Consider the following 11,921-nt stretch of genomic DNA (forward strand, 5'->3'; position numbering starts at 1 on the left):
TGCTTTCCAAGGAAGCAAAACACTTTCCTAAAAAATGCCTTTATCAAATTAGATGATAAATGCCAATCCAGCAGTCAAGGTCGACACGAGCATTAAAATAATCATGATATAAACAATAATTTTATTTCTTCGTTCACGTTTTGATTTTTTTCTTGGAGCTGATTTATAATTTGAATTTGCAGCCATTAGAGAACCTCCTTCTAAAAACACATTCCTATTGAATATTTTAACTTGAAAACCTATTATGGACAAGTCATAAAAAGAGCCTACCTGTTTTTCATTAGAAATGGATTGGAATATCTCGCTGTAAAAAATGCTCAACTTATAGTAGCCTATATATTAGGATAGGAGGATTTTATATGATAACTGTAAATCAAGAAAGATTAGTAGAAGAATTTATCGAGCTTGTAAAAATTGATTCCGAGACGAAATTTGAAACGGAAATTGCTGAAGTATTAAAAGATAAATTTATAAACCTAGGTGTAGAAGTGTACGAAGATGGAAGCAAAGACATGACCGGCCATGGTGCAGGGAATCTAATTTGCACATTAAAAGGAAATGTGGAGGGCGCTGATACCATCTACTTCACATCCCACATGGATACCGTTGTACCTGGAAGAGGAATACAACCATCAATTAAGGACGGCTACATTACTTCAGATGGCACGACTATTTTAGGAGCGGATGATAAAGCAGGCCTTGCAGCTATGTTGGAGTCAATACGTGTTATAAAAGAAAATAATATTCAGCATGGGGATATCCAATTTGTCATAACGGTTGGAGAAGAATCTGGTTTAGTCGGAGCGAAAGAGTTAGACCGCTCTCGCATTAAAGCTAAATATGGTTATGCGCTTGACAGTGATGGTGAAGTTGGTGATATCGTTGTAGCTGCACCGACACAAGCAAAGGTGTTTGCTGTTATTAAAGGGAAAACAGCACATGCAGGATTAGAGCCTGAAAAAGGTATATCAGCGATAACACTTGCTGCAAAAGCTATTTCGAAGATGCCGCTCGGAAGAATTGATGAGGAAACGACGGCTAATATCGGTCGATTTGAAGGTGGGAAACAAACGAATATCGTTGTGGACCATGTTGAAATCCTCGCAGAAGCAAGATCACTCGTACCTGAAAAAATGGAAGCCCAAGTAGCTAAAATGAAAGAGGCTTTTGAAAACACTGCAGCAGAATATGGCGGATCTGCTGAGGTTAATGTGAAAGTAATGTATCCCGGTTTCAATCAACGGGCTGGTGACCAAGTAGTAGAAGTAGCTCGTCAAGCTGCTGAATCAATTGGTCGAGAAAGTAAACTGCTAAAAAGCGGTGGGGGAAGTGACGCGAATGTAATCGCGGGTTTTGGTATCCCAACCGTAAACTTAGCAGTAGGTTATGAAGGGATACACACAACAAACGAGCGCATTGCTGTGGCTGATCTAGTCAAAGTAGCCGAACTCGTTACCGCAATAATAAAAGAGGCAGCCAATAGCTAGAATAGTCAACCTCCTATGTGTCGTCAACACATAGGAGGTCTTTCTATTTATGATATACTAGAGTAACAATGCTAACAAAGGATGGAATAAATAATGGCAATTTCTGAACAGAAAAAAGGAAGAGTCATTTTTCATATTGATATGAATTGCTTTTATGCATCAGTTGAAATGGCTTATAACCCGAATTTAAAAGGAAAGCCACTAGCTATCGCTGGAAACCCTGAGGAGCGCAAAGGAATTATCGTGACAAGCAGCTACGAAGCAAGAGCAAAAGGCGTAAAAACAACGATGACAATTTGGCAAGCAAGAAAGCTTTGTCCAGAGCTTATTATTATGAAGCCTAATTTTGATCGTTATCGGCTTGCTTCTAAAGAAATTTTTAAAATGCTTGCTGAAATTACTCCTTATGTTCAGCCTGTTTCGATTGATGAAGGGTATATGGATGTTACAGATACAGATGCACTAGGAACGCCGCTGGAAATTGCACAAAATCTCCAGCAAAGCATTTTAAATGAATTGGATATACCTTGCAGTATTGGAATCGGGCCCAATAAATTTTTAGCTAAAATGGCATCGGATATGAAAAAACCACTGGGAATAACGGTCTTGCGAAAGCGAGAGCTAGACCAAACATTATGGCCTTTACCAGTTGGAGAAATGTACGGTATTGGAGAAAAAACAGCGAATAAATTAAATACGATTCATGTTGAAACAATTGGAGATTTAGCTAAAAAGGATGTCTATGAGCTGAAGCAGTTGCTTGGGATTAATGGAGAGCGATTGAAAAACAGAGCGAATGGTATCGATTTAAGACCTGTTGATCCTGATGCAATTTATGAATTTAAAAGTATTGGAAGTTCACAAACCTTACCAGATGACACGATAGACTGGAATGAGATTAACAGCTTAATGCGTCTGCTGGCAGATAATGTGGAAAGGAGAATGAAACGTAAAAACGCAGCCGGAAGAAGTGTGCAAATTACAATTCGCTATCATGATCGTAAAACCATTACAAGAAGCAGGAAGCTGCAAACGTACATTGATCAGAAGGCGGATATTCTTTTTATAGCGAATGAATTATTCGAACAGCATTGGAATGGGGAGCCAATACGTCTATTAGGGATTACGGTTCAAGATGTAGAGGAAAAACAGCAGCTTGGCCAGCAGCTTGACCTATTTACTTATGAGAATGAAGCAAAAAAAGAGAAACTTTACGCTGTTATTGATGATTTGGCAGAAAAATATGGGAAAAATCCTTTCAAGCAATTGGAAGGTAACGAAAAAAAAGATAATGCACAGCCGAGAACAAGTTTTCAAAAAGACTTTCTCGATGACTATAAAAAGTAAATCCCGCAACCTTAAAGGTGCGGGATTTTGCATGCTATTTTATCATATTTTTCACTACTGTTTCTGCTAGTTTGCTTCCAGGGTAACGGAAAGGTAAATCGAATTTTGTTGTTTGTTTTAAGATACCTTTCTTGTGGGAGAAGGTATCAAAGCTGTGTTTCCCATGATAAGCCCCTATTCCGCTATTACCAACTCCTCCAAATGGAAGGTGAGGATTTGCTAAGTGATATAATGTATCATTTATGGATCCACCACCGAAGGAAACATACTCCATAACTTGCTGCTGCATTTTTTCATTATCACCAAAATAGTATAGTGCAAGTGGTTTTTCCATTTTTTTAATTTTATAAAGTGTATCTTCAATATTTGTGAATGTGAGCACAGGCAGAATCGGTCCGAAAATTTCTGATTTCATAACAGAGTCTTCCCAGGTGATTTTGTCCAATATCGTCGGTTCAATCATGAGTGATTCCCGGTCTGAATTACCGCCATGTAATACCGTGCCATCTGTCAGGAATGCTTCAAGACGATTAAAATGCTTTTCATTGATGATTTTCGTATAATCACTGTTCCGAAGTGGATCTTTCCCGTAAAATGATTTGATATACTTTTTCATTGCCTTAAGCAGCTTAAACTTAACGGACTCATGGACATATACATAATCTGGGGCAACGCAGGTTTGCCCAGCGTTTGTAAATTTCCCCCAAATAATCCTTTTCGCTGCAAGGTTAATATTTGCATCCTCATCAACAATAGCTGGGCTCTTACCACCAAGCTCAAGTGTAACTGGTGTTAAATGCTCACTTGCCGCACGCATGACGATTTTTCCAACTTCTGAACTACCAGTAAAGAAAATTGAATCAAAACGTTGTTTCAATAATGCAGTACTTACTTCCTGTCCACCTTCAATAACGGTTACGTACGAACTATCGAATGCGCCCTCTATCATATCTGCCAGAAGCATGGAAGTTGCTTTTGCATGCTCTGACGGTTTTATAATAACACAGTTTCCGGCAGCGATTGCTCCGACAACAGGGGCTAAAGCTAGCTGTAACGGGTAATTCCAAGGTGAAATCACTAACACTACTCCATAAGGCTCTTTCATAATATAACTTTTGGAGCCCTTATGTGTAATTGGGGAAGGCACTTTCTCGGCAGCCATCCAGTACCTGAGATTTTTAATAGCTACATCAATTTCAGAGTAAAGAAACCCAAGTTCCGTTGTTAATGTTTCATGTTTCGATTTATTTAAATCCTTTTTCAATGCCATATAGATTTTGCTTTCATGCTTTTTTAGCATTTCTCTTAGCTTTTCTAATCTATCTTTGCGAAAAGTATAATCTACGGTATTTCCGTTTTGAAAAAAAGCTCGTTGATTATTTACAATTGTTTCGATGTATTCCATAAAAAAACGCTCCTCTAGTTTTTGGTTGCTATAAGAAACCGGGAAAAATCTTTTGCTAGATAGGTCTCGGAAAAAATTTCCCGAGCTTCCTCAATTATTTGTTGATCATCTTCTGTTTGATAACGCGAAGAAATATGTGTTAATAGTAACTGTTTTACACCACTTCTAGCAGCAAGTGTTGCAGCCTCTGTATTCGTGGAGTGAAAGTAGCTTTGTGCTAACTCTGCTTTATCACTCGTAAAAGTAGCTTCGTGGATTAGTAAATCGGCGCCTTCAACGAACTCACCATAGTCCTTTTGACTTCGTGTGTCGCCAAGTATACAAATAACCCGTCCTTCTTTTTTAGGACCGATAAAGTCTTTTTGATATAAAGTTTGGCCGTCTTCTAATTGTACCATTTTATTGTTTTTAATTTGACTATAAATTGGCCCTGGTTCAATCCCGGTATCCATTAGTTTGTTAACGAGTAGCTCGCCGGTTTTATCTTTTTCTGTTATGCGGAATCCATAACTTGGAATACCGTGATCCAGCAGTTTAGCATGGACAGTGAACTTTTCATCTTCTAAAATAATGCCTTCATTAATTTCTACTGTTTTTAGTGGATAGTTGAGATGTGTACCACTGATGTCTAAGCATGTATGAATATATTCTGAGATTCCTTTAGGGCCGTATACGGTTAATAATCCTTCTCCAGCTTGAAAGGAGCGACTGCTTAAAAGACCAGGCAGACCATAAATGTGGTCTCCATGTAAGTGGGTAATGAAAATTTTATTTATTTTTCTAGGTTTAATGCTAGTCCGTAAAATCTGATGCTGTGTAGCTTCTCCGCAGTCAAACAGCCAAATGCTGTTTAACTCCTGTAATAGCGATAATGCTATTGCTGATACATTGCGCTCTTTAGAAGGAACCCCTGCGCCTGTACCAAGAAATATTACTTCCATAATAAACCTCCATCTAACATTCCGTTTCGTGCTATTTTAAGTGCGTGTTCAAAAAGAAGGATAAAAAGAACCGAGGTCGTCTAAGATCGAAACGTCCTTTTGCGACGCCGACACTGGCACGTTCTGTGCGAAGGTCTACTGATCTCGATTTGTGTCATTTTTACCGGACTTATTGAACAACCCTTTAAAATTTATTTCGATATAGTAGTGCTTTATTTGGTACATCTGTAAATATCCCATCACAGCCTAGCCGGAAGCATCGCATCATTGGTGAAAAATGATTAACAGTATAGACACGAACTCGCATGTCCTCCTGCTGGCATTTTTGAATTAATGCTTTATTTAATAATCGATATTTAACATGAATTGCTTTTGCACCTAACTCTTTTGCATAACGTGCTAAATTATTGATTTTACGCGATGTCAGCAATCCAATTTCAATCGTTGAGCTTAATTGGCTAAAACGTTGTACACTTTTTGGGTTGAAAGTTGAAATAGTTGTCCGATCTACAACATTGTATTGATTAAGCAGTTCAAACACGATTGGTTCCAAATACATATAGTCTATTTTATTATTTTTCAGTTCAAGATGTAAGTGCAGAGGCGTATCACTCATCCATTGCAGAAATTCTTCCAGTGTTAGAATTGTTGCGCCTGCAAACTTTTTCGAAAACCACGAGCCCGCATCTAATTGTTTTAATTCTGCAAGGTGATAATCTTTTATGTAACCATAACTGTTTGTTGTTCGTTTTACTTGCTCATCATGAATTAGAACCGGGATATTATCTTTTGTTAACTGTACGTCCGTTTCAATTGCCTCAGCTTTCATACGAAGCGCTAGCTCGAATGCTGGCATCGTATTTTCTGGTGCAAGTTTGCTAGCGCCGCGATGCGCGATGATCATTGTCATACATTTCACCTCTTTATAATTGTGTTAGATTTTACGCTAAAAGTCAATTTAGACAAGCAAAGACTGCCTTACTAAAAATCGTTAAAATTGAAGTATGTAATGAAGGACGGTAGAATTAGTAATAATAAAAAGTTATGACTCTATTTAACTATATGGTATTGAAGTTCAATTAAAAGATTGGAACGATTTGATATGATTCATACGGCACTTAACTCTAAAAAGATTATTGTTACAGGAGCATCAAGCGGTATTGGTGAACAGTTGTGCAAGAAGATAGCAGAAAATGGTGGTATTCCAATTATGCTAGCACGTTCTGAAGATAAACTATTAGCAATTCAAATGGACCTAAAATTGGAATTGCAAACAGAAAGTTATATCTATAAAGTTGATTTACAAGATAATGATGACATAGACTTCACTATCCAAACCATTTTAGCTGAGCATGAACAAATACATGGCTTGATTAATAATGCAGGGATTGGTGTCTTTGATGCTGTGGAAGATATGAAATGGCTAGATTTGCATGAGATGTTCCAGTTAAATGTTTTTTCGTTAATGCGAATCACGCAGTTGTTAATTCCTCACTTCAATCAATATAAGCAAGGGCATATTATAAATGTCGCTTCGCAAGCAGGAAAAATTTCCACACCAAAATCAGCTGCCTATGGCGCATCCAAACACGCTGTAATTGGTTTTACCAATACATTGCGTCAAGAAATGGATAGCAAAGGGATTTATGTAACAGCTGTTAACCTCGGTCCTGTCCGCACTAATTTTTTTAAAGTGGCTGATCCGAGCGGAAGCTACAGGCAGAGTGTGGATCGTTATATGCTTGATCCTCATCAAGTTGCTAATACCATTGTTCGTTATTTATTTACAAAGAAGCGGGAAATTAACATGCCTTTCTGGATGGAAGCAGGAAGTGTTTTTTATCGATTATTTCCTGGCCTTATGGAGAAACTCTTGCGTAGCTCTTTTAATAAAAAGTAAAAACGGGATGATTATAATATGAAAAGGGGAACTTAACCATGAAGTTAACAATTACACTTGAAGCTGAACAGAAACTAATGGATATAAGAACAAATGATAGTAGCCTAGTTTTATGGTACGATACAGAGGGATGTGGATGTGGTGTGAATGGACTTCCTACAATTCAATTGGTTTCCGAAAAACAGGATTATTATCAAGAGCTTGCGAGTAATACAATAATTCCAACATTCATTGATAGCAGACAAGCTGTTTTCTTCTCGGAAGACATGAAACTAGATATTCGAAATGGTGTTTTCCGACTTTCAAGTCCGGAAGGTATTCTAAATCCGTTTATTTCTATTCAACAAGCAGTACACAATTGAATTATATTGAATAATGAAAGAGCGAAAAGCAATCACGGATGATTGTTTTTCGCTCTTTTTATAAGTGGTTTTAAGATTTATCGATGACTCGTATACACATTGGCTTTTGTCAGTTGTTTTAACTTGTTATATTCCGCTGTTGTTAATTGCTCTGTGTCTTGGTGTTCGACATTTTCTTTTATCTGTGCCACCCGGCTAGCCCCGAAGACAGCTGTTGCTATTGCAGGGTGTTTTTGAACATACTTTAATGCAAGTGTATTCTGAGATAATTTATGCTGCATTAAGTGTGAAATACCTTGCTGTACCTCCAGTAACTCTGTATAGGAATAATCAAGAAACCCTTCATTTCCTTTTCTTTCAATAACCTTCCCGGCATCGTTGCTTAGCATTCCTTTGGCTAGTGGTCCACGCGCCAGTACGCTAACCTCGTTTGAATGAAGGAGATCTAATGTCGTTTCTTCTGGCCTGCGATCGAGCAAACTATATTGTGTCATTACACCATCAATAGACGAATGCTCAATATATTCACGGATAACATTTGGACGTATTGAAGAAATTCCATAGGCACGAATATGGCCTGCCTTTTTTAATTCTTCGAAAGCGTCAATTGTTTCATGGATCGGGTCATCAATTGTTCCACCATGCAACATATAAAAGTCGATATAATCTGTCTGCAGCCGTTTTAAACTATCCTTAACTGCTTGTTCGATATATTTTTTCGACGGATCCCAAAACCAAGTTTTCTTTTCTTTATCAAAATGATTGCCGACTTTTGTCGTCAGTACAATTTGATCTCTTTTATTTTTAACTGCTTCACCAATAAGTTCTTCATTTTTACCGAAATCATATAAATCCGCAGTATCTAAATGATTAATCCCATAATCAAGCGCAACATCGATAATTTCCTTCGCTTTATTTACATCGGTGCCAAGTGACATACAGCCTAAAGTTAGCTCTGAAATCATAATATCGGATTTTCCTAATCTGTTTTTCTTCATTATCTCCACTCCGTTTCTACATTGCAGTATTTATTTTAATTGTAAGGAGAGCTGTGATAGAAGACAAACTTTTTATACCGGCTACCTGAGATTTCGTATGCTACAATAGGGGAAGAATGTTAATAAGGGTGGTAAATAATGAAGAAGTTTGAAGAGAAAACAATTAAAAGCGAAGAAATATTTAACGGAAAAATAATCAGTTTGCAAGTGGATGATGTAACGTTACCGAATGGTAAAACAGCAAAAAGAGAACTCGTCAAGCATCCAGGTGCTGTAGCGGTTATTCCAATCACGAAGGATAATAAAATAATTTTTGTTGAACAATATCGTAAGCCATTGGAAAAATCGCTAATTGAGATTCCTGCCGGTAAACTTGATCTAAATGAAAATCCACTGGCTGCAGCAGTACGTGAACTAGAAGAAGAGACTGGGTATACGACAAATGATCTTTCATTTGTAACTTCCTTCTATACATCACCAGGGTTTGCTGACGAATTAGTTCATATTTATGTTACGGATCAGTTAGTCAAAATGGAGAATCCACCAAAAGGGGATGATGACGAGTTCGTTGAAGTGCTAGAATTAACACTAGACGAAGCGAAAGAATATGTCGTTGAAGAACGCATCCATGATGCCAAAACAAATTATGCGATACTCTATTTGCATGCCTTAGGGAGGCTTTAGGATTGAACGTTTACTTTGCTGATATGCATATTCATATTGGCCGTGATAAATACGGAAAGCCAGTAAAAATAACAGGCGCAAAAAGCCTAACATTAACGAATATTTTAATGGAGTCAAGTAGAAATAAAGGAATAGATATGATAGGGGTAATTGATTGTCACGCTCCTGCTGTCCAGGAGGAGATAAAATCACTGATTGATAATGGGGAGGCGAGCGAATTACCAGAAGGTGGTATTCGCTTTGAACGAGTAACGCTTATACTCGGTTCGGAAATTGAAATTTACGATGAAAATTGTCTCGGCCCGATTCATGTACTTGTGTATTTACCGACACTTTCCAGTATGGAGGCCATTTCTAAGTGGTTGTCAACTCGAATGAAAAATATAACGTTAAGTTCACAGAGGTATTACGGATCAGCAAAGCAGCTCCAATATAAAGTAAAGGAATTAGGTGGATTGTTTATTCCTGCCCATGTGTTTACGCCGTTTAAAAGTTTATACGGAAAAGGCGTACGCTGCTCCTTAGGAGAAGTATTAGATCCTGATTTAATTGATGGAATTGAATTAGGACTAAGCTCAGATACTCAAATGGCAGACCAATTATCCGAGCTTCACCGGTACACATTTGTAACGAATTCAGATGCGCATTCACTTCCGAAAATTGCTAGAGAATACCAGGAAGTCGTCATGCAGAATCCGACTTTTAAAGAATTTAACTGGGCTTTACATCGTGTTGACGGCAGGCAAATTAAACGTAACTTTGGGATGAATCCACTGTTAGGAAAATACCATATGACAGTGTGCAGCAACTGTTTTGAACAGGTAACAACAGATATTACAAAATGTCCAAAATGTGGTTCTACAAAGATTATTAAAGGTGTTTCTGACCGTATTGAAGAATTAAAAAATACGGATAAACAGGAGGTGGAACGACCTGACTATTTGTATCAAGTTCCACTTGAATATTTGCCAACACTCGGACCAAAAACATTTCAGAAGCTTTTAAATGCATTTGGAACGGAAATGGAAGTTATTCATCATACACCATATCAGAATTTAATAGAAGTTGTACCAGAGAAGCTAGCGAATTCTATTATACAAATGCGTGAGGGAAAATTGCCTATAAAAGCAGGTGGTGGAGGGAAGTATGGAAGCATAGGTCCTTCCTAATTCATTTGGAAATCTAGGATAATTGGTATTTTTATCTCGGAATCCTCATAGTTTTTAACTAAAGACTATCTTAGCAGGAGGATTCCGATGTATAAAAACAGCTTTCTTGTATGGGAACATATTAAAAATCATGCTACTATCTATCTATTTATGATTATTTTATTTTTAACAGGAATTATTTTTGGAGCAGTAATTGTCAACAGTATGGGTTTCATACAGAAACAGGATCTGTTTTTTTATCTGGAACGTTTTTTTGGACAAATAACGGAAGGTGTATCTATCGATAAAATTGATATCCTCTGGCAAAGTTTCACGTACCATGCCAAGTATCTTTTACTACTGTGTATATTAGGATTATCAGTAATAGGATTACCACTTGTATGGGTGCTAATTTTCGTAAAAGGATTGGTTATTGGCTTTTCAGTCGGCTTTATTGTGAACCAACTTGGATTACAAGGACTTTTATTAGCTTCATTATCAATCGCGCCCCAGAACATATTGGTAATACCAATTTATATTACAGCTGGTTCCATTTCAATGATATTCTCATTAACTTTGATAAATAAATTATTTTCTCGCAAAAATCATCAATTATTACTGCAGCCACTAGCAAAGTATAGTATTATCTTCGTAATATTGCTGGTCGTTTCGTTTGCCGCAGCTCTAGTTGAGGCCTATGTATCCCATCAAGCAATGCAAGAATTAATTAAATCGCTTTACCTATAATCAATGTTATATTATAATTATTATTATTAAAAGGTGAGAATATACTTTGACATAGAAATCAAAGGTGCATATAATAAAGATGGGAAATGAGGAGGCGAACTGCCGTGGAACATCGAATAGAACAAATAAAAAAGCAGCTGCATGCACAGAGCTACAAGCTGACTCCACAAAGAGAGGCAACGGTTCGTGTCTTATTGGAGCGAGAAGAGGACCATCTTAGTGCAGAAGATGTATATCTGCTAGTAAAGGAAAAATCTCCGGAAATTGGTCTGGCAACAGTGTACCGGACATTGGAGCTACTCTCTGAATTGAAAATTGTTGATAAAATTAATTTTGGAGATGGTGTGTCACGCTACGATTTACGAAAAGAGGGCGCGAAGCACTCCCATCACCATCTTGTATGTATTGAATGTGGATCCGTTGAAGAAATTGAAAATGATTTACTAGAAGATGTTGAAAAAATTGTATTAAATGATTGGGGATTCCAAGTAAAAGATCATCGGTTAACCTTTCATGGAATATGCAAGCAATGTCAAGAAGCAGCAGTTAAAGCAACATAAGTAGAGACCTTTTTCCAAATGGAGAAAGGTTTTTATTTTTTGCAGTATGAACTTAGCATGAGTTCAGTTTATACCTACATAAATATAAACTGTGGATTAGTGTATTTAAATGGATTGTGCGTCTCCCCGCTCCGGAAATATAATTCGCGCATCCAAAGGGGAGCTGGTGAGCCTCCTTGTGCTGTCGCACTGCGTAGTCTCACCGATGCTCTTCTTCCCACAGGAGTTATTATGAACGAAACTAGCCCCTACTCGTAAAAACGTAGGTTAATTTGGGTATAGTGTATTAAACAAAGGAAACCCAAATCAGAGCTATAATACGAGAGGAGCTATTACTATGAA

The 11,921-nt window shown here is 37.4% G+C and carries 13 protein-coding genes; 8 read left to right on the forward strand and 5 right to left on the reverse strand.

Features of this window, described 5'->3' with window-relative positions; all coding sequences use genetic code 11:
• Positions 1-48: 48 nt before the first annotated feature.
• A complete protein-coding gene (gene prli42, locus D1B32_RS22125) occupies positions 49-186 on the reverse strand; it encodes a stressosome-associated protein Prli42 (RefSeq protein ID WP_095308872.1) in 138 nt (45 codons plus the stop codon).
• Positions 187-359: 173 nt separating this feature from the next.
• Between prli42 and D1B32_RS22130 the strand changes: the two genes are divergently transcribed.
• Positions 360-1,487, forward strand: coding sequence for a M20/M25/M40 family metallo-hydrolase (locus D1B32_RS22130; RefSeq protein ID WP_118890428.1), 1,128 nt, complete (start codon positions 360-362; stop codon positions 1,485-1,487).
• A 93-nt stretch (positions 1,488-1,580) separates the two neighbouring features.
• Positions 1,581-2,834: a DNA polymerase IV gene (locus D1B32_RS22135; RefSeq protein ID WP_095308875.1), complete on the forward strand. Its 1,254-nt coding sequence runs from the start codon at positions 1,581-1,583 to the stop codon at positions 2,832-2,834.
• Between the two features lie 34 nt (positions 2,835-2,868).
• Here D1B32_RS22135 and D1B32_RS22140 read toward each other — a convergent pair whose 3' ends face one another.
• The 3 genes from D1B32_RS22140 to D1B32_RS22150 all read right to left on the reverse strand — a co-directional run bounded on the left by D1B32_RS22140 (position 2,869) and on the right by D1B32_RS22150 (position 6,090).
• Positions 2,869-4,239, reverse strand: coding sequence for an aldehyde dehydrogenase (locus tag D1B32_RS22140; protein WP_095308876.1), 1,371 nt, complete (start codon positions 4,237-4,239; stop codon positions 2,869-2,871).
• A gap of 14 nt (positions 4,240-4,253) precedes the next feature.
• A complete protein-coding gene (rnz, locus tag D1B32_RS22145) occupies positions 4,254-5,180 on the reverse strand; it encodes a ribonuclease Z (RefSeq protein ID WP_118890429.1) in 927 nt (308 codons plus the stop codon).
• A 184-nt stretch (positions 5,181-5,364) separates the two neighbouring features.
• Positions 5,365-6,090 (reverse strand): glycerophosphodiester phosphodiesterase, encoded by a 726-nt coding sequence (locus tag D1B32_RS22150; protein WP_118890430.1) that lies wholly within the window; start codon positions 6,088-6,090, stop codon positions 5,365-5,367.
• Positions 6,091-6,282: 192 nt separating this feature from the next.
• Here D1B32_RS22150 and D1B32_RS22155 point away from each other — a divergent pair, with 192 nt between their 5' ends.
• Positions 6,283-7,080: an SDR family NAD(P)-dependent oxidoreductase gene (locus D1B32_RS22155; protein WP_118890431.1), complete on the forward strand. Its 798-nt coding sequence runs from the start codon at positions 6,283-6,285 to the stop codon at positions 7,078-7,080.
• Positions 7,081-7,118: 38 nt separating this feature from the next.
• Complete coding sequence (locus D1B32_RS22160; protein WP_118890432.1) at positions 7,119-7,442, forward strand: iron-sulfur cluster biosynthesis family protein; 324 nt, start codon at positions 7,119-7,121, stop codon at positions 7,440-7,442.
• A gap of 77 nt (positions 7,443-7,519) precedes the next feature.
• Here D1B32_RS22160 and D1B32_RS22165 read toward each other — a convergent pair whose 3' ends face one another.
• Positions 7,520-8,440, reverse strand: coding sequence for an aldo/keto reductase (locus tag D1B32_RS22165; protein WP_118890433.1), 921 nt, complete (start codon positions 8,438-8,440; stop codon positions 7,520-7,522).
• A 138-nt stretch (positions 8,441-8,578) separates the two neighbouring features.
• Between D1B32_RS22165 and D1B32_RS22170 the strand changes: the two genes are divergently transcribed.
• From D1B32_RS22170 to fur, 4 genes are all read left to right on the forward strand, one after another.
• Positions 8,579-9,124, forward strand: a complete 546-nt coding sequence (locus D1B32_RS22170) for an NUDIX hydrolase (protein ID WP_095308884.1) — start codon at positions 8,579-8,581, stop codon at positions 9,122-9,124.
• A 2-nt stretch (positions 9,125-9,126) separates the two neighbouring features.
• Positions 9,127-10,293, forward strand: a complete 1,167-nt coding sequence (locus tag D1B32_RS22175; protein WP_240033874.1) for an endonuclease Q family protein — start codon at positions 9,127-9,129, stop codon at positions 10,291-10,293.
• 87 nt (positions 10,294-10,380) lie between these two features.
• The gene (spoIIM, locus tag D1B32_RS22180) at positions 10,381-11,019 is read left to right on the forward strand and encodes a stage II sporulation protein M (RefSeq protein WP_118890434.1); all 639 of its coding nucleotides are present in this window, start codon (positions 10,381-10,383) and stop codon (positions 11,017-11,019) included.
• A gap of 104 nt (positions 11,020-11,123) precedes the next feature.
• A complete protein-coding gene (gene fur, locus D1B32_RS22185; RefSeq protein ID WP_095308886.1) occupies positions 11,124-11,579 on the forward strand; it encodes a ferric iron uptake transcriptional regulator in 456 nt (151 codons plus the stop codon).
• The last annotated feature ends 342 nt before the right edge of the window (positions 11,580-11,921 follow it).

Source organism: Oceanobacillus profundus (assembly GCF_003515705.1).
In the GTDB taxonomy this organism is placed as follows: Bacteria; Bacillota; Bacilli; order Bacillales; family Amphibacillaceae; genus Oceanobacillus; species Oceanobacillus profundus.

Coding starts and splice junctions, on each gene's coding strand:
- prli42 (WP_095308872.1), bottom strand. CDS start 186: ATGGCTGCAAATTCAAATTATAAATCAGCTCCAAGAAAAAAATCAAAA.
- D1B32_RS22130 (WP_118890428.1), top strand. CDS start 360: ATGATAACTGTAAATCAAGAAAGATTAGTAGAAGAATTTATCGAGCTT.
- D1B32_RS22135 (WP_095308875.1), top strand. CDS start 1,581: ATGGCAATTTCTGAACAGAAAAAAGGAAGAGTCATTTTTCATATTGAT.
- D1B32_RS22140 (WP_095308876.1), bottom strand. CDS start 4,239: ATGGAATACATCGAAACAATTGTAAATAATCAACGAGCTTTTTTTCAA.
- rnz (WP_118890429.1), bottom strand. CDS start 5,180: ATGGAAGTAATATTTCTTGGTACAGGCGCAGGGGTTCCTTCTAAAGAG.
- D1B32_RS22150 (WP_118890430.1), bottom strand. CDS start 6,090: ATGACAATGATCATCGCGCATCGCGGCGCTAGCAAACTTGCACCAGAA.
- D1B32_RS22155 (WP_118890431.1), top strand. CDS start 6,283: ATGATTCATACGGCACTTAACTCTAAAAAGATTATTGTTACAGGAGCA.
- D1B32_RS22160 (WP_118890432.1), top strand. CDS start 7,119: ATGAAGTTAACAATTACACTTGAAGCTGAACAGAAACTAATGGATATA.
- D1B32_RS22165 (WP_118890433.1), bottom strand. CDS start 8,440: ATGAAGAAAAACAGATTAGGAAAATCCGATATTATGATTTCAGAGCTA.
- D1B32_RS22170 (WP_095308884.1), top strand. CDS start 8,579: ATGAAGAAGTTTGAAGAGAAAACAATTAAAAGCGAAGAAATATTTAAC.
- spoIIM (WP_118890434.1), top strand. CDS start 10,381: ATGTATAAAAACAGCTTTCTTGTATGGGAACATATTAAAAATCATGCT.